Raw genomic sequence first — 24,940 nt, 5'->3', positions numbered from 1 at the left:
CCCGTAGAATCGGCGGCACCATGGCTTACCTCGACCACGCCGCGACCACCCCGATGCTTCCCGAGGCGGTCGAGGCGCTCACCGCGCACCTCGGCGCCACGGGCAACGCCTCCTCCCTGCACGCGTCCGGCCGCCGGGCCCGGCGCACCGTCGAGGAGGCCCGCGAGACCCTCGCCGAGGCGCTGGGCGCCCGCCCCAGCGAGGTGGTGTTCACCGCCGGCGGCACCGAGGCCGACAACCTCGCCGTCAAGGGCCTGTACTGGGCCCGCCGCGACGCCGACCCGGCCCGCACCCGGGTCCTGGCCAGCCCCGTCGAGCACCACGCCGTCCTCGACGCCGTGCACTGGCTCGGCGAGCACGAGGGCGCGACCGTCGAGTACCTGCCCGTCGACGCCCACGGCCGGGTCCGCCCCGAGGCCCTGCGCGAGGCCATCGCCCGTGACCCCGGCGACGTGGCCCTCGCCACCGTCATGTGGGCGAACAACGAGATCGGCACGGTCATGCCGGTCCGTGAACTCGCCGACGTCGCCGCCGAGTTCGGCGTTCCGCTGCACGCCGACGCGGTCCAGGCCGTCGGCCAGCTCCCGGTCGACTTCGCCGCCTCCGGGCTCGCCGCGATGACGGTCTCCGGCCACAAGATCGGCGGCCCCTACGGCATCGGCGCGCTGCTCCTCGGCCGCGAGCACACCCCCGTCCCCGTCCTGCACGGCGGCGGGCAGGAACGCCACGTCCGCTCCGGCACCCTCGACGTCCCCGCCATCGCCTCCTTCGCCGTCGCCGGCCGCCTCGCCGCCGAACGGCACGAAAGCTTCGCCCGCGAGATCGGCGCCCTGCGCGACAGCCTGGTCGAGGCGGTGCGTACGGCGGTTCCGGACGCGCTCCTCGGCGGCGACCCGGCGCCCGGCGGCCGGCTCCCGGCCAACGCGCACTTCACCTTCCCCGGCTGCGAGGGCGACTCCCTGCTGCTCCTGCTGGACGCCCAGGGCATCGAGTGCTCCACCGGCTCCGCCTGCACCGCGGGCGTCGCCCAGCCCAGCCACGTCCTGCTCGCCACCGGCACCGACCCCGACCTGGCCCGCGGCACCCTGCGCTTCTCCCTGGGCCACACCTCCACCGAGGCCGACGTCGAGGCCCTCGCCAAGGCGATCGGCCCGGCGGTGCAGCGGGCCCGCGCGGCGGGACTGACGTAGGGCCCGCCGGTCACACCGAGGAGCTGTCCGCGGACCTGCCCGTCCCGTCGGACGGCGAGCCGGAGGACGAGCCGGAGGGTGAGCCGGAGGGCGACTCCGACGGCAGGGCCGTCTTCGCCCGCCGCACCAGCTCCAGATACCGGTCCCAGTCCCAGTGCGGCCCCGGATCGGTGTGGTCGGTGCCCGGCACCTCGACATGGCCGATGATGTGCTTCCGGTCGACGGGTATCCCGTAACGGGCGCAGATCCCCGCGGTCAGCCGCGCCGACGCCGCGTACATCGCGTCCGTGAAGTCCTGCGGCCGGTCCACGAACCCCGCGTGCTCGATGCCGACACTGCGCTCGTTGTACGCCCGGTTGCCCGCGTGGTAGGCCACGTCCAGCTCGCGGATCATCTGTGTGATCCGCCCGTCCTGCCCCACGACGTAGTGCGCGGCGGCCTGGTGCCCCGGGTCCTGGAAGGCCCGCACCGCGCCCTCGAAGCTGCCCTGCGTGACATGGACGATCACCATGTCTATGGAGTAGTCCTCGGGCCGGTCCGCGCGCCGCCAGTTCGCGTCCGACGCCGCCACCCAGCGGGCGCCCCGGTAGTCGACCTCCCCGTCCTCGCGGGGCCGCTCCACGCCCGGCACCCGCCACCACAGGCGGCCCAGCTCGTCGCGGGCCAGCACCGCGGTGCCCACGGCCGTCACCGCGCCACCGACGAGCAGCGCGCGTCTGCCGATGCGCCGGTCGGTGTCCTTCGGTGATCCGCTCGTGGATCGGCTGTTCGCCTCCATGTGACCGAGAACGCATATCCGCGCGCTCCGGTTCCCCGGCCACCCGTACTCTGGAAGGGTTATGACTGACGACACCCCGCAGCGCACCCGCCGCCCTCTCCGTGTCCTCGCCGCCATGTCCGGCGGGGTCGACTCCGCCGTCGCCGCCGCCCGCGCCGCCGAAGCCGGGCACGACGTGACCGGCGTCCACCTCGCGCTCTCCGCGAACCCCCAGTCCTTCCGCACGGGCGCGCGGGGCTGCTGCACCATCGAGGACTCCCGCGACGCCCGCCGCGCCGCGGACGTCATCGGCATCCCGTTCTACGTCTGGGACCTCGCCGACCGCTTCCGGGAGGACGTCGTCGAGGACTTCGTCGCCGAGTACGAGGCCGGCCGCACGCCGAACCCGTGCCTGCGCTGCAACGAGAAGATCAAGTTCGCCGCGCTCCTCGACAAGGCGCTCGCCCTCGGCTTCGACGCGGTCTGCACCGGCCACTACGCCCGCGTGATCGTGCGCGAGGACGGCGTCCGCGAGCTGCACCGCGCCTCCGACCAGGCCAAGGACCAGTCGTACGTCCTCGGCGTCCTGGACGACCGGCAGCTCGCCCACGCGATGTTCCCCCTCGGCGACACCGTCACCACCAAGGCGGAGATCCGCGCCGAGGCCGAGCGGCGGGGCCTGGCCGTCGCCAAGAAGCCCGACTCGCACGACATCTGCTTCATCGCCGACGGCGACACCCAGGGCTTCCTCGCCGACCGCCTCGGCCGCGCCGAGGGCGACATCGTCGACGAGTCCGGCAACCGCCTCGGCACTCACGAGGGCGCCTACGGCTTCACCATCGGCCAGCGCAAGGGCCTGCGCATCGGCACCCCCGCCCCCGACGGCAAGCCGCGCTACGTCCTCGACATCTCCCCGGTCACCAACACGGTGACCGTCGGCCCCGCCGACGCCCTCGACGTCGGCGCGCTGCGCGCGATCAAGCCCCGCTGGTGCGGCGCCGCCCCCACCGGCCCCGGCACCTACACGGCCCAGCTCCGCGCCCACGGCGAGGAGACACCGGTCCGCGCCGAGGTCGTCGACGGCTCCCTGGAGGTCGTCTTCGCGGAGCCGGTCCGCGGCGTGGCCCCCGGCCAGGCGATCGTGCTGTACGACGGCACCCGCGTGGTGGGCTCGGCGACCATCGCCGCCACCGTCCGGGCGACGGCCGGGGCGGCCTGAGCGCCGGCCCGGGCACACCCGCTCAGGTCAGCCGCCGAAGAACTCCGCCAGCGCCGGCGCCAGTTCCCGGTTCCACCATGTGGCTCTGCCCCGCGAGTTCCGCGTACCGGCCGTCTGGGACCGTCTCCGCGATCTCCCGGGCCGCCGCGCGCATCGCCGGGGCGCCCGCGCCGCCCGCCAGGGCCAGCACCGGGACGCCGATCCCGGCCAGCGCCTCGCGCGGTGGACGCCCGTCGCCCAGGACGGCGTCGTCGTACGCCAGGCTCGGCGCGACCGACTCCAGGCCCGCCCACATGGGCGACCGGCGGGCGCCCCGGATCATCTCCTCGCCGAGGCCGGTGAGCCGCAGGAACAGCTCCACCGCGTCCCCGCGCCGGCCGTCGCGCAGCGCCTGCGTCAGCCGCTCGGTGTACTCCGCGCGGGCCGCCGCGTCCGCGTCGTCCAGGGCGTACGGCACCTCGTAGACGGCCGCCCGGCGCACCGGCAGCCCGGCCGCCGCCGCCCGCAGCACCAGCGCGCCGCCGGACGAGATGCCGTACAGGGACGCCTCGCCGCCCAGCACCTCGATCAGCGCCGCCAGGTCCTCGACCTCCCGGTCGACGGCGTAGGGCGGTGTGTCCCCGCTCCCGCCGCGGCCCCGGCGGTCGTACACCAGGACCTCGAAGCGGTCCGAGAGCGCGGCCGCCAGGGGCGCCAGGGTGGCGCCCGTCGAGAGGGCGCCGCTGACCAGGATCACGGCCGGTCCCCGGCCGGTGCGGGTGTGGGCGAGGGGCGTGCCGTCGCGTGACTGTGTCGTCTCCATGCCTGAGCAGCTTGCCCCCACCGGGCACGGTCAGGCCGTCACGACACCTCGACGTCGTAGAAGCACAGGTGGTCCTTGATCGCCTGTACCTCCTCCTTGGGGTCCGGGTACGCCCAGACGGAGTCCGGCGCGTCCGGCAGCGACCAGTAGACCGCGTCGCCCTTGAAGGGGCAGTGAGTGGTCGTACGGGACGGGGTCAGCAGGTCGACCCGGACGTCCAGGGCCGGGAGGTAGTAGCGGTCGGGGCAGCCCGTCTCCTTCAGGAGCAGCGCCTCGTCGCTCTCCGCCAGGACCTGCCCCTCGCGCGTCACGCGCACGTGCCGGTCGGTGGGCTCCACGGTGATGCGGTGTCCGGTGGTCACGATCGTCCTCCTCCTCGGGCCGGCGGTGTCCTCGTGACAGCACGCCGCGAAAGCGACTTCTTCCCCGGCGGGACGGCGCCGTACCGTTGCCGCCATGAACATCTGTGTCTTCCTCTCCGCCGCCGACCTCGACGAGCGCTACACGCGCCCCGCGAAGGAGTTCGCCGCTCTGCTCGGCAAGGGCGGGCACACGCTCGTGTGGGGCGGCTCGGACGTCGGCCTGATGAAGGTGGTCGCGGACGGCGTGCAGGAGGCCGGCGGACGGCTCTGCGGGGTCTCCGTGACCTTCCTCGCGGCCACCGCGCGCGAGGGCGTCGAGGAGATGGTCATCGCCTCCGACCTGGCCGAGCGCAAGCGGCTGCTGCTGGAGAAGTCCGACGCCGTGGTGATCATGGTGGGCGGCACCGGCACCCTGGACGAGGCCACCGAGATCCTGGAGCTGAAGAAGCACGGGCACACCGACAAGCCGGTCGTCCTGCTCAACACCGCGGGCTTCTACGACGGGCTCAAGGAGCAGTTCCGCCGGATGGAGGACGAGGGGTTCCTGCCGCGGCCCCTCGCCGAGCTGGTGTTCTTCGCCGAGGAGCCGGTCGGCGCGCTCGCCTACCTGGAGGAGAGCCGGGGCGTCGCGTGAGCCGGCGGTGACGTGCCGGCGGGGCGCCGGGCACGGCACCAGGGGTGCGAGCATGGCGGCATGGCAACACATGTGATCACCGGAGCCGGCTCCGGCATCGGCGCGGCCGTCGCCCGCCGCCTCCACGCGCGCGGGGACGAGATCGTGCTCCACGCGCGCGACGCGGGCCGCGCCAAGGAACTGGCCGCCGCGCTCCCCGGCGCCCGCACCCTCGTCGGCGACCTCGCCGACCCCGACAAGCTGTCCTGGGCGCTGTCCCACCAGACCCTGCCCGACCGCGTCGACTCCCTGCTGCACATCGCGGGCGTCGTCGACCTCGGCCCGGTCGGGGAGCTGACCCCGAAGACCTGGCACCACCAGCTCGACGTCAACCTGGTCGCGCCCGCCGAGCTGACCCGGCTGCTGCTGCCCCAGCTCCGCGCCGCCCAGGGCCAGGTGGTCTTCGTCAACTCGGGCTCCGGCCTGAACGCGCACGCCGAGTGGGCCGCCTACGCCGCGTCCAAGCACGGCCTGAAGGCCCTCGCCGACGCGCTGCGCCAGGAGGAGCACGGCAACGGCGTCCGGGTCACCTCCGTCTACCCCGGCCGCACCGCCAGCCCCATGCAGGCCAAGGTGCACCAGCAGGAGGGCAAGGAGTACGACCCGGCGCGCTGGATCGACCCCGAATCGGTCGCCACGACGATCGTCATGGCCCTGGACCTGCCCCGGGACGCCGAGGTCAACGACCTGACGGTGCGCCCCGGGCGGTGATCGGCACGCGGAACGTTCCGTAGGCTGCTCCGGTGAGCGAAAACAGCCAGACCGGGTTCGGTCCCGCCACCGGCATCGGGTCCCTGCCGGGGCAGGACGCGCGTGAGGCCGTCAAGACCGTCACCGGCACCTTCGAGGACTTCCCGTTCCTGCCCGAGCTGCCCGCCCGCGGGCCCGGCGCCGACATGATCGGCCGCACCGCCGGGATGCTCGTCGAGCTGTACGCGCGCGTGGAGCCCAGCGGCTGGCGGCTCGGGGACCGGCCGGGCCGGGACACCCGGCGGGCCCGGGCCTGGCTGCGCGAGGACCTCGACGCCCTGGAGGAGTTCACCCAGGGCTACGAGGGCCCGCTGAAGGTCCAGGCCGTCGGCCCCTGGACGCTGGCCGCCGCGCTGGAACTGCGGAGCGGCGAGGCGGTGCTCTCCGACGCCGGGGCCTGCCGCGACCTCGCCGCCTCCCTCGCCGAGGGACTGCGCCAGCACCTCGCCGAGGTCGCCCGCCGCATCCCCGGCGCGGACATCGTCCTCCAGCTCGACGAGCCGTCCCTCACCGCCGTCCTGCGCGGCCGGGTCAGGACCGCCAGCGGCTACCGCACCCACCGTGCCGTCGACCGGCAGGTGGTCGAGGCCGCCCTCCGCGACGTCCTCGGCGTGCACGGCGGCGGCCCGGCCGTGGTCCACTCCTGCGCGCCGGACGTCCCCTTCGCCCTGCTGCGCCGGGCCGGTGCGCGCGCCATCTCCCTCGACTTCTCCCTGCTCACCGAGCGTGACGACGAGGTGATCGGGGAAGCGGTGGAGGGCGGCACCCGGCTGTTCGCCGGTGTCGTGCCGTCCGCCGACGGCCCGTTGTCAGACCCTGCCGGTAGCGTCATGGGTGTCAGGACGCTGTGGCGCAGGCTGGGGCTGCATCCGGGGCTTCTCGCGGACGCGGTCACGGTCACTCCGACGTGCGGACTCGAGGGGGCGTCCCCCGAGTACGCGCGGCGGGCCTTCGCCCACTGCGTCCGGGCGGCGAGATCCCTCGCGGACGACCCAGAGTAACGGGAGGACATACACGGTGGCCGGCGACAAGCAGGCGGAGACGACGAGCGTGCCCGCCGAGGCACGGGAGAAGCACGCGCAGCTCGCTGAGCGGATCGAGGAGCACCGCTTCCGGTACTACGTGAAGGACGCCCCCGTCATCAGCGACGCGGACTTCGACCGGCTGCTGCGCTCCCTGGAGGCGCTGGAGGAGGAGTACCCGCCGCTGCGCACCCCCCAGTCCCCGACGCAGAAGGTCGCGGGCTCCTACGAGACGGAGTTCACGGCCGTCGAGCACCGCTCGCGCATGCTCTCCCTGGACAACACGTTCAACGAGGAGGAGCTGTCCGCCTGGGCCGAGCGCCTCCACAAGGAGCTGGGCGACCAGGAGTTCCACTACCTGTGCGAGCTGAAGGTCGACGGCCTCGCCGTCAACCTCACCTACGAGCACGGCCGTCTGGTCCGCGCCGCCACCCGCGGCGACGGCCGCACCGGCGAGGACATCACGCCCAACGTGCGCACCATCGCCGACATCCCCGAGCGTCTGACCGGCGACCGCGTCCCCGATCTCGTGGAGATCCGCGGCGAGGTCTACTTCCCGATGGAGAAGTTCGAGGAGCTGAACCGCCGCCTCGTCGAGGCCGGCGACAAGCCCTTCGCCAATCCGCGCAACGCGGCGGCCGGTTCGCTCCGCCAGAAGGACCCCCGCGTCACCGCCACCCGCCCGCTGCACATGGTGGTGCACGGCATCGGCGTCCTGGAGGGCTACTCCGGCCTGACCCGCCTCTCCGAGGCGTACGGCCTGCTCAAGGAGTGGGGCCTGCCCACCTCCCCGTACAACCGGGCGGTCGGGACCCTCGCCGAAGTCCACGAGTTCATCTCCTACTACGGCGAGAACCGGCACTCCGTGGTGCACGAGATCGACGGCGTCGTCGTCAAGCTCGACGAGATCCGCCTCCAGGGCCGGCTCGGCTCCACCGCCCGCGCCCCCCGCTGGGCCATCGCCTACAAATACGCGCCGGAAGAGGTCAACACCAAGCTCGTGGACATCAAGGTCGGCGTCGGCCGCACCGGCCGGGTCACGCCGTACGCCCAGGTCGAGCCGGTCACCGTGGCCGGCAGCGAGGTGGAGTTCGCCACGCTGCACAACCAGGAGGTCGTCAAGGCCAAGGGCGTCCTCATCGGGGACACCGTGGTGCTGCGCAAGGCCGGTGACGTCATCCCGGAGATCCTCGGCCCGGTCGCCGACCTGCGGGACGGCAGCGAGCGGGAGTTCGTGATGCCCGCCGAGTGCCCCGAGTGCGGGACGCCGCTGCGGCCCATGAAGGAGGGCGACATCGACCTCCGCTGCCCCAACGCGCGGACCTGCCCCGCCCAGTTGCGCGGCCGGCTCTCCTATCTCGCGGGCCGGGAGTGCCTGGACATCGAGCACTTCGGCGACGTCGCCGCCGCCGCGCTGACCCAGCCGCTGGAGCCGGCCGAGCCGCCGCTGCGGGACGAGGGCGACCTGTTCGACCTCACGGTGGAGAAGCTGCTGCCCATCAAGGCGTACGTCCTCGATCCGGACAGCGGACTGCCCAAGCGCGACCCCCGGACCGGCGAGGAGAAGGTCGTCACCGTCTTCGCCAACCAGAAGGGCGAGCCGAAGAAGAACACCCTCGCGCTGCTGAAGAACATCGAGGACGCCAAGGACCGCCCCCTGGCCCGCTTCCTCAACGGCCTCTCCATCCGGCACGTCGGCCCGGTCGCCGCCCAGGAACTCGCCCGGCAGTTCCGCTCCCTGGACCGCGTCGAGCAGGCGAGCGAGGAGGAGCTGGCGGCCACCGACGGGGTCGGACCGATCATCGCCGCCTCCCTCAAGGAGTGGTTCGCCGAGGACTGGCACCGCGAGATCGTCCGCAAGTGGAAGGCGGCCGGCGTCCCCCTGGAGGAGCGGTCGACGGGCGAGGACGAGGGGCCGCGCCCGCTCGAAGGACTCACCGTCGTCGTCACCGGCACCCTCGACCGCTTCACCCGGGACGGCGCCAAGGAGGCCCTGCAGAGCCGGGGTGCCAAGGTCACCGGCTCGGTGTCGAAGAAGACCTCGTTCGTCGTCGTGGGTGACAACCCCGGGTCCAAGTACGACAAGGCGATGCAGCTGAAGGTCCCGGTGCTCGACGAGGACGGTTTCGACCTTCTGCTCGAACAGGGGCCCGAAGCCGCCGCGGAGGTCGCGCTTTCGGCTGAGGAATAGCGGTTGAAGGCCACCCGTTCGGCGCATACCAGATGCATAAGGGTGGCCTGGGCGCAATCGGGCAACCGTCGACGACCGGTGCCCGTGGAAGCCTTCTGCGGCCTACTGTTGGGACGTGCGCCTGCCGTGCCCCGCCACGGCCGGGGCATCCCCGTGCTCCGCAGGAGGCGGGAAACGGACTTTCCCACGCGGAGCCGTCGATGCCCGTCGGACGTCGATGCCGGACACCGGGCCGCGTGGCGTGGGCACCGCCGGCTGTGAGAGGGACGGGAATGGAACCGACCGAGAGCGCCGCCCCGGGCTCGCGGCTGCGCCGCCTGCTGGACGCGGCGCGCGCCGGCCGGTGGGCCACGGGGCCTTCGGAGGGCGGCGGCGCCGGGCCGGGCACCGCCGGTGCCGCGCCGGCCGGCCGGGGTGCCGCCCGCCCGGCCGCCGGCCCCGGCCACGGTCTGTCCGGTGCCGGCTCGGACGCCGAACGGCACCAGTCCTGGCCGACGTTGCCCGCCGTGGTGGTCGCGGCGGCCGGGTTCGTCCTGGGCGCCGGGTTCTACCGGGCGTTCACCGGCGGGCACGCGCTCTTCCCGTCCGGCGCGGCCGGCTGGTCCCTGGCCGTGCTCACCGGCATCGTCGTCGGCCACCTCGTGCTGCTCGGCCGCGCCCGCTGGTGGGGCGGCACCGGCTCCGGCGCCGCCCTCACCCTCGCCGTCCTGCTGCTCTACGGCTGGGTCCCGGCCGGCCTGGTCAGCCTCACCGTCGTCGTCCTGGTCGGCGCCGCCCGCCGGGGCCGCGGCCGGCAGGGCGTGCTGCACGGCGCGGTGGACCTGCTCGGCATCGCCGCGGGCGCCGCCCTGCTCGGCGCCTGCGGCTCGGCGCCGTCCGTCGAGCACCCCTGGGACCCGGCCACCTGGACACCCGCCACGGCCCCCCAGGTGATCCTGGTCGCCGTCGCCTACCTCGCCGTCACCCGCACCCTGCTCTGGTACCTGCACACGCCCCGCCCCGGCCTGCCCACCATCGCCCGCACGGCGCTGGCCAGACAGGGCCTGGTCGCGATCGCCCTGCTCGGCATCGCGCCGCTGATCTGCGTGGTCGCCTTCGCGCAGCCGGTGCTGCTGCCGCTGTTCGCCATCCCGCTGATCGCCCTCGACTCCACCCTGCGGATCGCCCGCGCCCGCGCCGAGGAGCAGTTGCGCGACCCGCTGACCGGGCTGCCCAACCGGCAGTGGCTCCAGGAGCGCATCTGGACCGCGCTGGACGACGCCGAGCGCATCGGCGTCCGCACCGCCCTGATGCTGATCGACCTCGACCGGTTCCGCTCGGTCAACGACACCCTTGGCCACCTGGCCGGCGACCGGCTGCTCCTCCAGATCGCCGACCGGCTGCGGGCGGCGCTGCCGCGCGGGGCGGAGGCCGCGCGGCTCGGCGGTGACGAGTTCGCCGTCCTGCTGCCGGTCGCCGACTCCACGACGTCCGCGACCCGGGTCGCCCGCGGCCTGGTCGGCGCCCTCAGCTCCCCGCTCGACCTGGACGGCCTCACCCTCGTCCTGGAGGCCAGCGCGGGCGTCGCCGTCTTCCCCGACCACGGCCAGGACGCCGAGGGGCTGCTGCGCCGCGCCGACGTGGCGATGTACCAGGCGAAGCGGGACCGGACGGGCGTGGAGGTCTACGAGTCCAAGCGGGACTCCAACACCCCCGACCGGCTCGGCCTGCTGGGCGACCTGCGCCGCGCCCTGGACACGGGCGACGTGGAGCTGCACTACCAGCCCAAGGTCCGTTTCGACGGGCAGGTGGCCGGCCTGGAGGCGCTGGTGCGGTGGGTGCACCCGGAGCGCGGCAAGGTGCCGCCGGACGAGTTCATAGCGATCGCCGAGTCCTCCGGGCTGATGCCGCATCTGACGGAGTACGTGCTGGAGACGGCGCTGGCCCAGGTCGCCCGGTGGCGGGCGCAGGGCCTGTTCGTGCCGGTCGCGGTCAATGTCTCGCCGCGCGACGTGCACACCCCGGGCTTCGCCGGTTCGGTCGCCGCGCGGCTGGCCCGGCACGGCGTCCCGGCGGGCGCGCTCCAGCTGGAGATCACGGAACACGTCCTGCTGGAGGACCCGCAGCGGGCCGCCGACACCCTCGCCGGGCTGACCGGGCACGGCGTGAAGATGTCCCTGGACGACTTCGGCACGGGGTACTCCTCCCTCGTCCATCTGCGCAAGCTGCCGGTCAGCGAGCTGAAGATCGACCGTTCCTTCGTGGCGCGGCTGGCCGTCGACACCGAGGACGCGGAGATCGTGCGCTGCACGGTCGACCTCGCGCACTCGCTGGGGCTGCTGGTCGTCGCCGAGGGCGTCGAGGACGACGAGACCTGGGAGCGGCTGCGGGATCTCGGCTGCGACGCCGTACAGGGGTGGCTGGTCGCCGCGGCGATGCCGCCGGACGAGACGACGGCCTGGCTGCGGGCGCGGGGGTCCAGGGGCTGGCAGCGGCCGGCCGCCGCCCTTCCGGCGGCTGTGGAGGAGTAGGGCGGTCCGGTTTGTCGCCGGGGGCGGGTCCCGTCGTGGCCGGTCCCACGGTCGCCCGTGTGCCTCCGGGCGCTTACGCCGCTCCCGCCGCGAAGCGGCCGGTCAGCAGCGCCAGCCGGCGGTCGTGGGCCTCTTCCGGGAGCCGTCCGCTGCGCATCAGCGTCACCAGGCCGTGCAGACCGGCCCAGTACGTCTCGGTGAGCAGCCCGGGGTCGTCGCCCTCCGCCGCGGCCGGGGCCACTGCCCGGGACAGTTCCTCGAAGCCCGCCCGCAGCGCGGCCGGTGCCTCCGGCGTCGCGAACGGCAGCCCCACCGTGAGCGTGAACATGGCGTCGTACAGGGCGGGCCGGCGCCTCGCGAACGCCGTGTACGCCTCGCCCACGGCCGTGAGCGCCGCCCGGCCCGGCGGAACCGCCGTACGGGCCGCCCGCAGCTCCGCGGCCAGTTCCGCGAACCCCTCCACCGCGACCGCCGCCATGATGGCGTCCTTGCCCTTGAAGTGGCTGTAGAGGACCGGCTGGCTGTACTCGATCTCGGCCGCCAGGCGCCGCGTGGTGACCGCGTCCCACCCCTCGGCCTCGGCCAGTTCCCGCGCGGCGGCGACGATCAGCCGCTCCCGCTCCGCTCGTTCGCGCTCCCGGCGCGTCTGGATCGACATGACCGGGATGCTAGCAGCGCTAGACATTCTTTCGCTGCACGCTCTATCGTCGCTACATCATCTAGCAGCGCTAGCAAGGGGGAAATCCATGACCGTGACCGCCTACACCCTGGCCGTCGTCCTCGACCTCTTCATCCTGTTCATCGGGGCCCGCTTCCTGCTCCGGCCCCGGCCCGCCGCCGCCGGGTACGGCGTGCCCGCCAAGGCCGACGGCGACCCCGCCTACCTGTCCGTCAAGGGGCTCAGGGACCTCACCTACGGCGTGCTGGGCCTGGCGCTGCTGGTCTTCGCCGGCGCCCGCGCCGAGGCGTGGTTCATGCTCGCCGTGGTGATCGTGCCGCTCGGCGACACGCTCGTCGTCCTGCGCCACGGCGGCACCAGGGCCGTGGCCTTCGGCATCCACTTCGCCACCGCGGTCACCGTCCTGATCAGCGCGGCGCTGCTGTTCGCCGTCTGAGGGGGAAACCGTTTAACGGGCGAAGGGCGCCGCCCCATAGGATTGGGCGACATACCGGAACACCCACTCTCACCCCAGAGGAACGCTGCATGCCTGGCATCACGCGCGAGGAGGTCGCCCACCTCGCCCGGCTGGCGCGTCTGGAGCTGAAGCCCGAAGAGCTCGATCACTTCGCGGGACAGCTGGACGACATCATCGGCGCGGTCGCCCGCGTCAGCGAGGTCGCCGACCAAGACGTACCGCCGACCTCGCACCCGCTCCCGCTGACCAATGTCATGCGGCCGGACGAGGTCCGTCCGTCGCTCACGCCCGAGCAGGCGCTCTCCGGCGCCCCGGCCCAGGAGCAGCAGCGTTTCAAGGTGCCGCAGATCCTGGGGGAGGAGTAACCGCCATGAGCGACATCATCAAGCTCACCGCCGCCGAGATCGCCGCGAAGATCGCCTCCGGCGAGCTGACGGCCGTCGAGGTCACCGAGGCCCACCTCGCCCGCATCGAGGCCGTCGACGAGAAGGTCCACGCCTTCCTGCACGTCGACCGCGAGGGCGCTCTCGCCCAGGCCCGCGCCGTGGACGAGAAGCGCGCGCGGGGGGAGAAGCTCGGCCCGCTGGCCGGCGTCCCCCTCGCGCTGAAGGACATCTTCACCACCGAGGGCATCCCCACCACCGTCGGCTCCAAGATGCTGGAGGGCTGGATCCCGCCCTACGACGCCACGGTCACCAGGAAGCTCAAGGCCGCCGACGTCGTCATCCTCGGCAAGACCAACATGGACGAGTTCGCCATGGGGTCCTCCACCGAGAACAGCGCCTACGGCCCGACCGGCAACCCCTGGGACCTCACCCGCGTCCCCGGCGGATCCGGCGGCGGTTCCTCCGCCGCGCTCGCCGCCTTCCAGGCGCCGCTGGCCATCGGCACCGACACCGGCGGCTCCATCCGCCAGCCCGCGGCCGTCACCGGCACGGTCGGCGTCAAGCCGACGTACGGCGGCGTCTCCCGCTACGGCATGGTGGCGTTCTCCTCCTCCCTCGACCAGGGCGGCCCCTGCGCCCGTACGGTCCTGGACGCGGCCCTGCTGCACGAGGTGATCGCCGGGCACGACCCGATGGACTCCACCTCCGTCGACGCGCCGGTCCCGCCGGTCGTCGAGGCCGCCCGCAACGGCTCGGTCGCCGGGATGCGGGTCGGCGTCGTCAAGCAGTTCCGCGGCGAGGGCTACCAGGCCGGCGTCATCCAGCGGTTCGACGAGTCCGTCGCACTGCTGAGGGAACTGGGCGCCGAGATCGTCGAGCTGGACTGCCCGTCCTTCGACCTCGCCCTGTCGGCGTACTACCTGATCGCGCCGTCCGAGTGCTCCTCCAACCTCGCCCGCTTCGACGGCCTGCGCTACGGCCTGCGGACCGGCGACGACGGCACGCACTCGGCCGAGGCGGTCACCTCCCTGACCCGAGAGGCCGGCTTCGGCCCCGAGGTCAAGCGCCGCATCATGCTGGGCACGTACGCCCTGTCCAGCGGGTACTACGACGCGTACTACGGCTCCGCACAGAAGGTCCGTACGCTCATCACCCGCGACTTCGAGAAGGCGTTCGAGCAGGTCGACGTGATCGTCTCCCCGACGACCCCGACCACCGCCTTCCCGATCGGCGAGCGCGCCGACGACCCGATGGCGATGTACCTCGCCGACCTGTGCACCATCCCCACCAACCTCGCGGGCAACGCCGCCATGTCGCTGCCCTGCGGCCTGGCGCCGGAGGACAACCTGCCGGTGGGCCTGCAGATCATCGCCCCCGCCCTGAAGGACGACCGGCTGTACAAGGTCGGCGCCGCCGTCGAGGCCGCCTTCGTGGAAAAGTGGGGCCACCCGCTGCTTGAGGAGGCTCCGTCGCTGTGAGCAAGCTGTCGAAGGCCAAGGGCTTCAAGAAGTCCAAGAACGGCCTGTACCTGTCCATGGCCACCACCGCGTTCGGCGCGCTCAGCGTCGCCAAGCAGGCGAAGCTCGCCCGCGCCGAGAGCGACACGCTCCGGCTCGTCGACGCCGCCGTGTCCGCCGCCGCCATCGTCACCGGCCTCGCCATCCTCTACCGCGAGCTGAAGCGGCTGGGCGACGACGACGTCCTGCTGGGCTGAGAGGGAAGTAGCACCGTGACCACCACGACCGACCTGGTGTCGTACGAGGACGCACTCGCGTCGTACGACCCCGTCATGGGCCTTGAGGTCCATGTCGAACTCGGCACCAAGACCAAGATGTTCTGCGGCTGTTCGACCGCGCTCGGCGCCGACCCGAACACCCAGACCTGCCCGGTCTGCCTCGGCATGCCCGGCGCGCTCCCGGTCGTCAACGCGACCGGCGTCGAGTCCGCGATCAGGATCGGCCTCGCGCTGAACTGCTCCATCGCCGAGTGGTGCCGCTTCGCCCGGAAGAACTACTTCTATCCGGACATGCCGAAGAACTTCCAGACCTCCCAGTACGACGAGCCCATCGCCTTCGACGGCTACCTCGACGTCCAGCTGGAGGACGGCGAGACCTTCCGGGTGCAGATCGAGCGCGCCCACATGGAGGAGGACACCGGCAAGTCGACGCACGTCGGCGGCGCCACGGGCCGTATCCACGGCGCGTCCCACTCGCTGCTGGACTACAACCGGGCCGGCATCCCGCTCATCGAGATCGTCACCAAGCCGATCGAGGGCGCCGGGGAGCGCGCGCCGGAGGTCGCGCGGGCGTACGTCCGCGAGCTGCGCGAGGTCATCCGCGCCCTCGGCGTCTCCGAGGCCCGCATGGAGATGGGCCAGATGCGCTGCGACGTGAACCTGTCGCTGCGCCCGCACGGCCAGCAGAAGTTCGGCACGCGGTCCGAGACGAAGAACGTCAACTCGCTGCGGTCCGTGGAGCGCGCGGCCCGCTTCGAGATCCAGCGGCACGCGGCCGTGCTCTCCTCCGGCGGCACGATCGTCCAGGAGACCCGCCACTTCCACGAGGACACCGGGTCCACGACCTCGGGCCGCGTGAAGGAGGAGGCCGAGGACTACCGGTACTTCCCGGAGCCCGACCTGGTGCCCGTGGCGCCCGCCCGCGAGTGGGTCGAGGAGATCCGCGCCTCCCTGCCCGAGCTGCCGCTGGTGCGCCGCAACCGGCTCCGCGAGGAGTGGGGCATCTCCGGCACCGACATGCAGGCCATCCTCAACGCCGGCGCGCTCGACCCGATCGTCGCCACCATCGAGGCCGGGGCGGACGCGGCGTCCGCCCGCAAGTGGTGGATGGGCGAGCTGGCCCGCAGCGCCAACGAGTCGCAGAAGGCGCTGGACGAGCTGGCCATCACGCCCGCGCAGGTGGCCCGGGTGACCGAGCTGGTGGCGAAGGGCGACCTCAACGACAAGCTGGCCCGCCAGGTCATCGAGGGCGTCCTCGCCGGCGAGGGCACGCCGGACGAGGTCGTCGACAAGCGCGGCCTGAAGGTCGTGTCGGACGAGGGCGCCCTGTCGGCCGCCGTGGACGAGGCGATCGCCGGCAACGCCGGCATCGTCGCCAAGATCCAGTCCGGCAAGGTCGCCGCGGCCGGCGCGCTGGTCGGCGCGGTCATGAAGGCGACGCGCGGCCAGGCGGACGCGGCCCGCGTGAAGGAACTGATCCTCCAGAAGCTGGGGGTCGAGGAGGGCTGAGTCACTCCTCGCGGAGGAAGGGGGGCACGCCGGGCACGGCGTGCCCCCCTTCCTGTCCACCGGCGCGGGGAGACCCTCGGCGGCGACAGCCACACCGTGATCCGGCACCCAGGTGATCCCCGGCTGCCCCGGATCGGCGCCGGACCTCCCGAGTGCCGCGCCGCGCATGAGAGGCTCACCGCAGACGTGAACAGCGTGTGGGAGAAGGAGCCGGACCGGGATGTACGCGATATCGCTGGGTGACGACGGAGCCGAACTGCGCCCCCTGGAACCCTGGCACGCCGACGAGTTCCTCGCCCACATCGGTCGCGGCCGGGACTTCATCACCCGGTTCATCCCGTTCGGCACCCAGGTCACCGACACCGCCTCCGCGCGGGCCCAGCTCACCGCGTACGCGAACAAGCGGGCCGCCGACAGCGGCTCCCTGCACGGGCTGTGGCTCGGCGGCGAGCTGGTCGGCGGACTGATGTTCCGGACCTTCGACGCCGCCACCGGCGTCTGCGAGATCGGCTGCTGGCTGGAACCGGCGGCCACCGGCAAGGGCCTGGTCACCCGCGGCGCCCGGACCCTGATCGACTGGGCCTTCGACGAGCGCGGCATGCACCGCGTGGAGTGGTACGCGGCCGTCACCAACACGGCCAGCGTCAACACGGCCCGGCGGCTCGGCATGACCCGCGAGGGCGTGCTCCGCGAGCACTACCCGTACCGTGGGGTGCGCCAGGACATCGAGATATGGGCGGTGCTCGCGCCCGAGTGGCGGGCGGCACGTGCGCGTACCTCTCACAACGATCATTAAGGGACCTCTCAGAGAGCGTCCGTACGGTGCGAGACATGGGAACGAAGACAGTGGACGAGACCGGCGCCGCGACCAAGGCGGACGAGGACAGGGCGGCCGTCTCCGGCGCCGACGAGGCACCGGAGACGCCGCGGGCCGCGGACGCGGGGACGGCGAAGGACGCGAGCCCCGTCGAGGACGGCGAGGCGGCCGCCGAGGACGGTGCCGCCGCCGGGCCGGGCCCCACCGGTGTCGGCCAGGGCGCGGGTGCGGTGGTCTCCGCCGGGCTCGGCGTCGTGTCGCTGACCGGGAGCTGGGTGGGCACCGTGGCGTCCGCCCGCGAGTCGCTGGTCGGCCAGCTGTCGACCTCCTCGTCCTCCGACGTGGCCACGCTGATCGAGAAGGGCTACGGCAACGCCTGGCAGGCCACCGCGCTCTGGGGCGGCGTGTTCGCCCTGGTCGCGCTCATCGTCGGCGTCGTCGTGCTGGCCCGGCCCGCGTTCGGCGCGCCCGGCCGCCCGCAGGCCCCGTGGATCAAGTCGGTGAGCTGGGCGGGCGTCGCGCTGGGCGTGATCGGCCTGCTCCTCGCCGTCCTGAAGTACACCGACGTCCTGCTGGGCCTGCCCTCGGCGAGCTGAGCGCACGGGACCCTCGTGAGGGGCCGCACGGGCGACTGTGGGGCCCCTCACGTGCGTCCGGACCTCCGCGGACCGGCCGGGCGGGACGTACGCTGGGGACACCGGCCGAGGAGGTCATGTGTTCAACGCTTTCGACGAACTGTTCGCACCCGGCCGCAAGCACACCCGGGACGAACAGAACCGGCTGGAACTGACCCGGGAGGACGTCGGTGACGGCGACCCCGGGCACGGGCCGATAGACCTCACCTCCGGCAAGGTCGTCGTCCGGCCGCCCGGACGGCCGGAGTCCGACCCCGAGTCCGACGCCGACCCCGAGTCCGACGCCGACCCCGAGCCCGGCGAGGACGGCGCGGCCTAACTCACCTTCAGCTCCAGGATCCGGTCGTCACCCTTCGCCGGGCCGCCCCGGCCGTCGGTGTTGCTGGTCACCAGCCAGAGCCGGCCGGCACCCGCCGCGACGACCGTGCGCAGCCGGCCGTACTCGCCCGTGAGGAAGGACTGCGGTTCGGCCGCCGCCTCGGTGCCCTTCAGCGGCACGCGCCACAGCCGCTCGCCCTTCAGCCCCGCCATCCACACCGACCCCTCGGCGTACGCGATGCCGCTGGGGGACGCCTCGTCGGTGCCCCACTGGGCGACCGGGTCCCGGTAGGAGCCGTCGTCCGAGCGGCCCTCCGCCTCGGGCCAGCCGTAGTTGCCGCCCGGCGTGATCGCGTTCAGCTCGTCCCAGGTGTCCTGGCCGAACTCCGCGGCGAACAGGTGCCGCGACCCGTCCCAGGCCAGCCCCTGCACATTGCGGTGGCCGTAGGAGTACACGGGGGAGTCCGGGAAGGGGTTGCCGGGCGCGGGGTCGCCCTCCGGGGTCAGCCGCAGGATCTTGCCGCCGAGGGACTCCCTGTCCTGGGACAGACCGGTGTCGCCGCTCTCGCCGGTGCCCACATACAGCAGCTTGTCCGGGCCGAAGGCGATCCGGCCGCCGTTGTGGACGAACCCCTTGGGGATGCCCTTGAACACCGTGTCCGGGGCGCCGAGCTGCTCGCCGGCCGGCCGGTCCGCGTCGTGGAGCATGCGAACGATCCGGTTGTCCGAGGCGGAGGTGAAGTAGGCGTAGACCGTGCGGTCGGCGGCGTAACTGGGGGAGAGCGCGATGCCGAGCAGGCCGCCCTCCCCGGCCGGGGACACCCCGGGTACCTCGCCCAGCTCCGTCTTCTTCCCCGTCGCGGGGTCGACCCGGGTGATCGTGCCCTCGTCGCGGGAGGCGACGAGCAGGCCGCCGTCCGGGAGCGGGGCGAGGCCCCAGGGGCTGTCCAGGCCGGTGGCGACCGTACGGACCACCTCGGCCGAGCCCTTCGCGGGCGCGGCCCGCTCGGCGGACTCGGACGACGGGGACGACGGGGACGCCGTGGCCGTACGGCCCGGGGTGGCCCGCTCGTTCCAGCCCGCCGGACCGTCACCGTCCCCGTCGCCGGAGGAGCAGCCGGCCGCCAGCAGCAGCACGGCACAGGTCAGCACGGCCGGTACGGCGCGACGTCGCACGATCACGGTCCCTTCGACGCGGTGGGTTCCCTCTGACGAACCCCGCTCGTGCCCCACAGGTTCCCGCGCGGACGATCCCGTACGCCCGCTGGCTACTCCCAGGAGCCCAGCGCCCTCGGCAGCGCCGCCACCTCCGCCAGGTCCCCGGGCGTCAGCCGCAGCCGCGCCGCGCCGGCGTTCTGGGTCACCCAGCGCTCCTGCTTGGTGCCCGGCACCGGGACCACGTGCGGGCCCTGCGCCAGCACCCAGGCCAGCGCCACCGCCGCGGGCGTGACCCCCTCGCCGTGCCGGGCCGCGATCCGGCGCAGACCGGCCACGATCGGCTGGTTGGCGGCCATCATCTCGGCGGTGAACCGGGGGTGCCGGGCCCGCGGGTCGTCCGGTTCGAAACCCTCGCCGGGACGCAGGGTGCCGGTCAGGAAACCGTTGCCCAGCGGCATCGCCGCCAGGAAACCCACCCCGCGCGCCGCGCACCACGGCAGCAGCGCCCACAGCGCCTCCGGCGACCATACGGACAGCTCCGCCTCGACCGCGCTCACCGGGAACACCTGCTGCACCCGCTCCAGTTGCCGGATCGTCGCGTCGTGCAGGCCGGTCCCGGTCCGCCGCGCCGACCGGGCGCCCACCGCGCACAGCCCCAGCGCCCGGACCTTCCCGGCCCGCACCAGCTCCGCCATCGCGCCCCAGGTCTCCTCCACGGGGACCTCGGGGTCGGCCCGGTGCAGCTGGTAGAGGTCGATCACGTCGGTCTGGAGGCGGCGCAGGGACGCGTCGCAGGCCCGCTTCACATACCCGGGGCGGCCGTTGGCCACGATGTGCTGGTCGCCGACGAGCAGCCCCACCTTCGTCGACACGAAGGCGTCGGCCCGCCGTTCCTTCAACACCCGCCCCAGCAGCAGCTCGTTGGTGAACGGGCCGTACATGTCCGCGGTGTCCAGCAGGGAGCAGCCCAGGTCCAGCGCCCGGTGCACCGCCCTGAGCGACTCGTCGCCGCGCTGCCGGGACGTGCTGTACGCCCAGTTCATCGGCATGCACCCGAGTCCGACGGCCCCCACCGCGAGTGCCGGCGCGCCGATCGTCCTGCGCTCCACGTGGTCGTGACCCTCCCTCCTGTGGCCACCCCAACCTAACCTCTGCCGTTCCTGGCCCCTGACATAGCCTCCTGACCATGACTGCTGAGGTATGGCTGCCCATCCGGCCGGACGAGATAGACGGGCTCCCCGAGGGTCCCCGGTACCTGTTCTGGGACGGAGGTGACGACGGTGACCAGGACTTCCCCGGCGACCCCGCACGGTGCGCCGTCTACGTCGTGCCGTACATGAAGCCGCACCCGGTGCGGGTCAGGCCGCTGGAGCACCTCGGCGGCGTCCAGGTCGTCCAGACGCTCACCGCGGGCGTCGACGACGTCATGGGACGGCTGGAGGCGCTCCCGCCCGGCGTCCGCCTCTGCAACGCGCGCGGCGTCCACGAGGCCAGCACCGCAGAACTGGCCCTCACCCTGACACTGGCCGCGCTGCGCGGCGTCCCCGACTTCGTGCGTGCCCAGGACAAGGGGGAGTGGCTGGGCGGATTCCGGCCGGCGCTCGCCGACAGGAACGTGCTGATCGTCGGGTACGGCGCGATCGGCGCGGCGACCGAGGACCGGCTCGTGCCCTTCGAGGTGGCGCGGGTGGCACGGGTCGCGCGCTCCGCGCGCACGACGGCGCGCGGTCCGGTGCATCCACTCGCCGAACTGCCCGCCCTGCTCCCGGAGGCGGACGTCGTCATCCTCTGCACGCCGCTCACCGAGGAGACCCGGCACTTGGTGGACGCCGGGTTCCTGGCCCGGATGAAGGACGGCGCCCTGCTGGTCAACGTGGCCCGGGGCCCGGTGGTCGACACCGAGGCGCTGCTGGCCGAGACGCGGCGCGGCCGGATCACCGCCGCCCTCGACGTCACCGACCCCGAGCCGCTGCCGGCGGGCCATCCCCTGTGGCAGGCGCCGGGCGTGCTGATCAGCCCGCACGTCGGCGGCCCGACCTCCGCCTTCCTGCCGCGCGCCAAGCGGCTGGTGACCGACCAGCTGACCCGGTTCGTGAACGGCGAGCCGCTGCGCAACGTGATACTGACGACGGGCGCTTCCGGCGCGTGACCCCGGGCGCCGCGCGCAACCGGCGCGTTTTCCATGCCGGTTCGGTACGGGCGGCGCACTCGTCGCGACGACGGCGCGATCCGCTTCGGGCACCCTCCGCGTTCCTTCGGGAGCGGTGGGTACCCGCATATTCCCTGGTCGTCACGGAGCGTAGAGAACCTATGTCCCTGAGTGACGATACTGGTGTATCGTCCCGACAGGGGTTGCGCCGCGCACCGTTCGGCGCCGGGGACGGACATGGAGACTGTGAGGGGGGCGACGGGCGATGCACGGCCTTTGGACCCACGATCCGACGCGGCGGAGCCGCCGTCGACGGCCCTGGTGCACGGCGGCGAGCGGCCGGGGCGGGCACGGCCACCTCGGCCGGCCCGGCGGCCATCACCACCACTGCCGGCACCAGCACGACCATCACCAGCACGGCCGGCGCCATCCCGGCCACCACCAGCGCGGGCACGGCGGCCGACCCGGCCCCGTCGACCCGGCGCACCGGGACCCGCGGGACCCGGGCGCGGCGCGGACCGGGAGGCCCTGGTGATGCCGCCTCCTCCCGCGCCCGTCCTGGACGGCGCCCTGCGCTCCCGGCCCGCGCCCGCGCCGCGGTCCGCCCGGCCGCCCGCCGTCACCGGCGGCAGACTGGCCGGCCGGCTGGTGCTGGCCCTGGTCTGCGCGGCCTACGCCATCGGCTCCGCGCTCGGCTGGGGCTCCCCCCGACTCGCCCTGTTCATGGGCGACTTCGGACTGGCCGCCGCGGCCGCCGCCGCGGCCGTCTCCTGCTTCCTCTACGCCCGCAGCCCCGGCATCCGCTTCCGGCCCGCCTGGCTGCTGTTCGCCCTCTCCTCGGCCATGGCGTCCGCGGGCAACGTGGTCTGGGGGTGGTACGAGGTCGTCCTGCGGCAGCCCGTGCCCAGCCCCAGCTACGCCGACCTGTTCTTCCTCTGCTTCGCGCCGCCCGCCATCGTCGGCCTGCTGGTGTTCGCCAAGCGGCCGGTGACCCGGGCAGGCTGGGTCTGCCTCGGCCTCGACGCCTGGCTGATCGGCGGCTCGCTGCTCACCCTGGCCTGGAGCCTCGCGCTCGCCCAGGCCGCCAAGGTCGACGGCTCCAGCGTGGCGCACACCGCGCTCTCCCTGGCGTACCCGCTGCTCGACATCGCCCTGATCAGCATCGTGCTCGCGCTGCACTTCCGGCGCGCACCGGTGTACCGGTGCGCGGTCAACACCGCGATCGGCGCGCTCGCCCTGACGGTGATGTGCGACGCCCTGTTCACCTCGCCGCTGCTGCACGCCGACTACCGCTCGGGCCAGCTGCTGGACGCGGGCTGGTTCGCCGGCTCGCTGCTCCTCGCGTACGCGCCCTGGGCCGCGCCCCGGCAGCACGGTGACGACGACGGCCCGGCGGGCGCCGACAGATACCCGCTCCCGGCCCGCGGACACCTCCTGGGGCACCCCGGCGCCGCCCACCACCCGGCGTTCGCGCCGGGCGGCGAGCACAGCCGCTACTCCGCCGCCCGGCCCATCGCCGGATCGCTGGCCGCCCTCACGCCCTACCTCGCCGCGGCCGTCTGCACCCTGAGCATCCTCTACAACGTGCTCAACGGGCACAGCGTCGACCGCGTCGTCCTGCTCACCGGCGGCACGGTCGTCCTCGCCCTCGTCGTGCGCCAGGGCATCATGCTGCTCGACAACATCACCCTCACCCAGGAACTGGCCCAGAAGGAGAACCACTTCCGCTCCCTGGTGCAGGGCTCCAGCGACGTCATCATGATCGCCGCGCCCAACGGCATCCTGCGCTACGTCTCCCCGGCCGCCGCCGGGGTCTACGGCCGCCCCGCCGAGGAACTCGTCGGCGGTGAGCTGGCCGACCTCATCCACCCCGAGGACCTCGGCTGCGTGGTGCACGAGGTGCGCCGCTTCCTCGCCGCCAGTCCCGCGGAGGAGCCCACCACCCGCATCGAATGCCGCTTCCGCTCCGGCGACGGCGGCTGGCTCAACGTCGAGTCCACCGTCAACCGCCACCACGGCGGCCTCATCTTCAACAGCCGTGACGTCACCGAGCGCGTCCGCCTCCAGGCACAGCTCCAGCACAACGCGGAGCACGACCCGCTCACCGACCTGCCCAACCGCGCCCTGTTCACCAAGCGCGTCCAGCAGGCCCTGTCCGGCCGCCGCGCCTCCGACCGGGGCGCCGCCTTGCGCGGCACCGCCGTCCTCTTCATCGACCTCGACGGCTTCAAGGCCGTCAACGACACCATCGGGCACCAGGCCGGGGACGAACTCCTCGTCCAGGCCGCCCGCAGACTCCACGAGGCGGTCCGCCAGGGCGACACCGCCTCCCGGCTGGGCGGCGACGAGTTCGCGGCCCTGATCGTCGGGGACGGCACCCGGGACCGGGCCGCCCGCGAGGGACACATCCTGGAGCTCGCCGACCGCCTCAGGCTGACCCTCTCCCAGCCCTATCTCATCGACGGCAACGACGTCAGGGTCAACGCCTCCATCGGCGTCGCCTTCGCCGAGCCCGGCCTCGGCGCGGGCGAGCTGCTGCGCAACGCCGACCTGGCGATGTACCGGGCCAAGGCGGGCGGCAAGGGCCGCGTCGAGCTGTACAAGCCGCAGATGCAGCAGGACGTCGTCCGCAAGGCCGAGCTGGCGACCCGGCTGCGGGCCGCGCTGCACGACGGGGAGTTCGCGCTGCTGCACCAGCCCGTGGTCTCCCTGGAGGACGGCCGGATCACGTCGGTCTGCGCCCAGGCGCGCTGGCGCTCCTCGCAGGGCGTCCTGTTCACCCCCGCCGAGTTCGTGCGGGTCACCGACGACGCCGACCGGACCGCCGAGCTGGACCGGTGGATGATCCAGAAAGCCGTCGAGCAGGCGGCGGACCGGGCGGCGGCCGGCGCCGGCGCCCCCGTGGCCGTCCGCGTCGGCGCCCGCCGGCTGCTGGACCGCTCGATGCCCCTCGGCTCGGTGGAGGCCCTGCTGACCCGCTACGGGCTGCCGCCGGGCTCCCTGGTGATCGAGCTGGCCGACATCGAACCCCGGGTCCCGATGGACGAACTGGAGCGCCGCCTGGGCGCGCTGCGGCGGGCGGGCGTCCGTATCGCGCTCGACGGCTTCGGCAGCGGCCACGCGGCCGTCCCGGCGCTGCGCCGGCTCCCCGTCGACATCCTCAAGCTCGACCGGAGCATGGTCGAGGGCGTCGTGGAGTCCGCGCGGCTGCACAAGATCACCAGGGGGCTGCTGCGGATCGCCGCCGACCTCGGGCTGACGTCCGTGGCCGACGGGGTGGACCTGCCCGAACAGGTCGTCGCGCTGCGCGCGATGGGCTGCACCCACGGACAGGGCATGGCGTTCTGCGGACCGCTCGACGAGCACCGGCTGCGCCGGGCGCTCGCCGGCGGGCGGTTCCCCGTGCCGCACGGCCCGGCCGAGCCCGCGTTCGCGGGAGCCGGACCCGTCGGCGCGGGCTGTGCGACGGGCCCTGCAGGGGGGCTCGCCGCGGGGGTCAACGGGACCGTCGGCACCGGTCTCACCAGCCAGGTCTCCGGCGGCGTACCGGCCGTTCTCGGAGGTGGCACGGCACTGCGCTCACATAATGAGACTCCCGTCCCACCCACTTGACAGTGAGTG

Annotated in this window: 22 protein-coding genes and 1 pseudogene; 17 read left to right on the top strand and 6 right to left on the bottom strand. The window is 73.6% G+C overall.

Annotated features, from left to right (window positions below; all coding sequences use genetic code 11):
• Positions 1–20: 20 nt before the first annotated feature.
• On the top strand, positions 21–1,190 hold the full coding sequence (locus Sdagh_RS12660) for a cysteine desulfurase family protein (protein ID WP_190077443.1): 1,170 nt from the start codon (positions 21–23) through the stop codon (positions 1,188–1,190).
• A gap of 10 nt (positions 1,191–1,200) precedes the next feature.
• On the opposite strand, the gene Sdagh_RS12655 is transcribed toward Sdagh_RS12660, so the two are convergent.
• The gene (locus Sdagh_RS12655; RefSeq protein WP_190077442.1) at positions 1,201–1,968 is read right to left on the bottom strand and encodes an N-acetylmuramoyl-L-alanine amidase; all 768 of its coding nucleotides are present in this window, start codon (positions 1,966–1,968) and stop codon (positions 1,201–1,203) included.
• A gap of 61 nt (positions 1,969–2,029) precedes the next feature.
• On the opposite strand from Sdagh_RS12655, the gene mnmA reads away from it, so the two are divergent.
• Positions 2,030–3,166 (top strand): tRNA 2-thiouridine(34) synthase MnmA, encoded by a 1,137-nt coding sequence (gene mnmA / locus Sdagh_RS12650; RefSeq protein WP_189419855.1) that lies wholly within the window; start codon positions 2,030–2,032, stop codon positions 3,164–3,166.
• A gap of 27 nt (positions 3,167–3,193) precedes the next feature.
• Here mnmA and Sdagh_RS12645 read toward each other — a convergent pair.
• Together Sdagh_RS12645 and Sdagh_RS12640 are read right to left on the bottom strand one after the other, a co-directional pair.
• A pseudogene (locus Sdagh_RS12645) lies at positions 3,194–3,968 on the bottom strand (alpha/beta fold hydrolase).
• Positions 3,969–4,006: 38 nt separating this feature from the next.
• On the bottom strand, positions 4,007–4,330 hold the full coding sequence (locus Sdagh_RS12640; RefSeq protein WP_226535080.1) for a DUF427 domain-containing protein: 324 nt from the start codon (positions 4,328–4,330) through the stop codon (positions 4,007–4,009).
• Between the two features lie 94 nt (positions 4,331–4,424).
• On the opposite strand from Sdagh_RS12640, the gene Sdagh_RS12635 reads away from it, so the two are divergent.
• The 5 genes from Sdagh_RS12635 to Sdagh_RS12615 all read left to right on the top strand — a co-directional run bounded on the left by Sdagh_RS12635 (position 4,425) and on the right by Sdagh_RS12615 (position 11,476).
• Positions 4,425–4,964 (top strand): LOG family protein, encoded by a 540-nt coding sequence (locus Sdagh_RS12635; RefSeq protein ID WP_189419851.1) that lies wholly within the window; start codon positions 4,425–4,427, stop codon positions 4,962–4,964.
• Positions 4,965–5,024: 60 nt separating this feature from the next.
• On the top strand, positions 5,025–5,714 hold the full coding sequence (locus Sdagh_RS12630; RefSeq protein ID WP_189419849.1) for an SDR family oxidoreductase: 690 nt from the start codon (positions 5,025–5,027) through the stop codon (positions 5,712–5,714).
• A 32-nt stretch (positions 5,715–5,746) separates the two neighbouring features.
• Complete coding sequence (locus tag Sdagh_RS12625) at positions 5,747–6,754, top strand: methionine synthase (RefSeq protein WP_190077441.1); 1,008 nt, start codon at positions 5,747–5,749, stop codon at positions 6,752–6,754.
• A gap of 16 nt (positions 6,755–6,770) precedes the next feature.
• Positions 6,771–8,966 (top strand): NAD-dependent DNA ligase LigA, encoded by a 2,196-nt coding sequence (gene ligA / locus Sdagh_RS12620; RefSeq protein ID WP_189419845.1) that lies wholly within the window; start codon positions 6,771–6,773, stop codon positions 8,964–8,966.
• A 272-nt stretch (positions 8,967–9,238) separates the two neighbouring features.
• Entirely contained in the window at positions 9,239–11,476 is a 2,238-nt protein-coding gene (locus Sdagh_RS12615) for a putative bifunctional diguanylate cyclase/phosphodiesterase (protein WP_190077440.1), read from the top strand.
• 73 nt (positions 11,477–11,549) lie between these two features.
• On the opposite strand, the gene Sdagh_RS12610 is transcribed toward Sdagh_RS12615, so the two are convergent.
• Complete coding sequence (locus Sdagh_RS12610) at positions 11,550–12,134, bottom strand: TetR/AcrR family transcriptional regulator (protein WP_190011641.1); 585 nt, start codon at positions 12,132–12,134, stop codon at positions 11,550–11,552.
• An 88-nt stretch (positions 12,135–12,222) separates the two neighbouring features.
• Here Sdagh_RS12610 and Sdagh_RS12605 point away from each other — a divergent pair, with 88 nt between their 5' ends.
• The 8 genes from Sdagh_RS12605 to Sdagh_RS12570 all read left to right on the top strand — a co-directional run bounded on the left by Sdagh_RS12605 (position 12,223) and on the right by Sdagh_RS12570 (position 18,013).
• Entirely contained in the window at positions 12,223–12,591 is a 369-nt protein-coding gene (locus tag Sdagh_RS12605; protein ID WP_189419839.1) for a DUF4267 domain-containing protein, read from the top strand.
• An 89-nt stretch (positions 12,592–12,680) separates the two neighbouring features.
• Positions 12,681–12,977 (top strand): Asp-tRNA(Asn)/Glu-tRNA(Gln) amidotransferase subunit GatC, encoded by a 297-nt coding sequence (gene gatC / locus Sdagh_RS12600; RefSeq protein WP_004925108.1) that lies wholly within the window; start codon positions 12,681–12,683, stop codon positions 12,975–12,977.
• Between the two features lie 5 nt (positions 12,978–12,982).
• Positions 12,983–14,476: an Asp-tRNA(Asn)/Glu-tRNA(Gln) amidotransferase subunit GatA gene (gene gatA / locus Sdagh_RS12595; RefSeq protein WP_189419837.1), complete on the top strand. Its 1,494-nt coding sequence runs from the start codon at positions 12,983–12,985 to the stop codon at positions 14,474–14,476.
• A gap of 56 nt (positions 14,477–14,532) precedes the next feature.
• Complete coding sequence (locus Sdagh_RS12590) at positions 14,533–14,712, top strand: hypothetical protein (protein ID WP_226535338.1); 180 nt, start codon at positions 14,533–14,535, stop codon at positions 14,710–14,712.
• A gap of 15 nt (positions 14,713–14,727) precedes the next feature.
• Positions 14,728–16,242 (top strand): Asp-tRNA(Asn)/Glu-tRNA(Gln) amidotransferase subunit GatB, encoded by a 1,515-nt coding sequence (gene gatB, locus Sdagh_RS12585; RefSeq protein ID WP_190011642.1) that lies wholly within the window; start codon positions 14,728–14,730, stop codon positions 16,240–16,242.
• 220 nt (positions 16,243–16,462) lie between these two features.
• A complete protein-coding gene (locus Sdagh_RS12580) occupies positions 16,463–17,038 on the top strand; it encodes a GNAT family N-acetyltransferase (protein ID WP_189419833.1) in 576 nt (191 codons plus the stop codon).
• Between the two features lie 35 nt (positions 17,039–17,073).
• On the top strand, positions 17,074–17,655 hold the full coding sequence (locus Sdagh_RS12575) for a hypothetical protein (protein WP_189419831.1): 582 nt from the start codon (positions 17,074–17,076) through the stop codon (positions 17,653–17,655).
• Between the two features lie 118 nt (positions 17,656–17,773).
• The gene (locus Sdagh_RS12570) at positions 17,774–18,013 is read left to right on the top strand and encodes a DUF6191 domain-containing protein (RefSeq protein WP_189419829.1); all 240 of its coding nucleotides are present in this window, start codon (positions 17,774–17,776) and stop codon (positions 18,011–18,013) included.
• On the opposite strand, the gene Sdagh_RS12565 is transcribed toward Sdagh_RS12570, so the two are convergent.
• Positions 18,010–19,194, bottom strand: coding sequence for a PQQ-dependent sugar dehydrogenase (locus Sdagh_RS12565; RefSeq protein ID WP_226535077.1), 1,185 nt, complete (start codon positions 19,192–19,194; stop codon positions 18,010–18,012). The two genes, Sdagh_RS12570 and Sdagh_RS12565, sit on opposite strands and share 4 nt — an antisense overlap.
• Positions 19,195–19,280: 86 nt before the next feature.
• Positions 19,281–20,279 (bottom strand): aldo/keto reductase, encoded by a 999-nt coding sequence (locus Sdagh_RS12560; protein WP_189419825.1) that lies wholly within the window; start codon positions 20,277–20,279, stop codon positions 19,281–19,283.
• 77 nt (positions 20,280–20,356) lie between these two features.
• Here Sdagh_RS12560 and Sdagh_RS12555 point away from each other — a divergent pair, with 77 nt between their 5' ends.
• Together Sdagh_RS12555 and Sdagh_RS12550 are read left to right on the top strand one after the other, a co-directional pair.
• Positions 20,357–21,319 (top strand): 2-hydroxyacid dehydrogenase, encoded by a 963-nt coding sequence (locus Sdagh_RS12555; RefSeq protein ID WP_190077439.1) that lies wholly within the window; start codon positions 20,357–20,359, stop codon positions 21,317–21,319.
• Between the two features lie 534 nt (positions 21,320–21,853).
• Positions 21,854–24,931 (top strand): putative bifunctional diguanylate cyclase/phosphodiesterase, encoded by a 3,078-nt coding sequence (locus Sdagh_RS12550; protein WP_189419821.1) that lies wholly within the window; start codon positions 21,854–21,856, stop codon positions 24,929–24,931.
• Positions 24,932–24,940 lie beyond the last annotated feature (9 nt).

Source organism: Streptomyces daghestanicus (assembly GCF_020521275.1).
In the GTDB taxonomy this organism is placed as follows: Bacteria; Actinomycetota; Actinomycetes; order Streptomycetales; family Streptomycetaceae; genus Streptomyces; species Streptomyces griseoviridis.
The sequence above is the reverse complement of the archived record's forward strand: the minus strand, read 5'-3'. Positions and strand labels throughout refer to the sequence as shown.

Excerpts from the sequence above, each read along its gene's own strand:
- Sdagh_RS12660 (WP_190077443.1), top strand. The coding sequence starts at position 21 with ATGGCTTACCTCGACCACGCCGCGACCACCCCGATGCTTCCCGAGGCG.
- Sdagh_RS12655 (WP_190077442.1), bottom strand. The coding sequence starts at position 1,968 with ATGGAGGCGAACAGCCGATCCACGAGCGGATCACCGAAGGACACCGAC.
- mnmA (WP_189419855.1), top strand. The coding sequence starts at position 2,030 with ATGACTGACGACACCCCGCAGCGCACCCGCCGCCCTCTCCGTGTCCTC.
- Sdagh_RS12635 (WP_189419851.1), top strand. The coding sequence starts at position 4,425 with ATGAACATCTGTGTCTTCCTCTCCGCCGCCGACCTCGACGAGCGCTAC.
- Sdagh_RS12630 (WP_189419849.1), top strand. The coding sequence starts at position 5,025 with ATGGCAACACATGTGATCACCGGAGCCGGCTCCGGCATCGGCGCGGCC.
- Sdagh_RS12615 (WP_190077440.1), top strand. The coding sequence starts at position 9,239 with ATGGAACCGACCGAGAGCGCCGCCCCGGGCTCGCGGCTGCGCCGCCTG.
- Sdagh_RS12610 (WP_190011641.1), bottom strand. The coding sequence starts at position 12,134 with ATGTCGATCCAGACGCGCCGGGAGCGCGAACGAGCGGAGCGGGAGCGG.
- Sdagh_RS12605 (WP_189419839.1), top strand. The coding sequence starts at position 12,223 with ATGACCGTGACCGCCTACACCCTGGCCGTCGTCCTCGACCTCTTCATC.
- gatC (WP_004925108.1), top strand. The coding sequence starts at position 12,681 with ATGCCTGGCATCACGCGCGAGGAGGTCGCCCACCTCGCCCGGCTGGCG.
- gatA (WP_189419837.1), top strand. The coding sequence starts at position 12,983 with ATGAGCGACATCATCAAGCTCACCGCCGCCGAGATCGCCGCGAAGATC.
- Sdagh_RS12590 (WP_226535338.1), top strand. The coding sequence starts at position 14,533 with ATGGCCACCACCGCGTTCGGCGCGCTCAGCGTCGCCAAGCAGGCGAAG.
- Sdagh_RS12580 (WP_189419833.1), top strand. The coding sequence starts at position 16,463 with ATGTACGCGATATCGCTGGGTGACGACGGAGCCGAACTGCGCCCCCTG.
- Sdagh_RS12575 (WP_189419831.1), top strand. The coding sequence starts at position 17,074 with ATGGGAACGAAGACAGTGGACGAGACCGGCGCCGCGACCAAGGCGGAC.
- Sdagh_RS12555 (WP_190077439.1), top strand. The coding sequence starts at position 20,357 with ATGACTGCTGAGGTATGGCTGCCCATCCGGCCGGACGAGATAGACGGG.
- Sdagh_RS12550 (WP_189419821.1), top strand. The coding sequence starts at position 21,854 with ATGCCGCCTCCTCCCGCGCCCGTCCTGGACGGCGCCCTGCGCTCCCGG.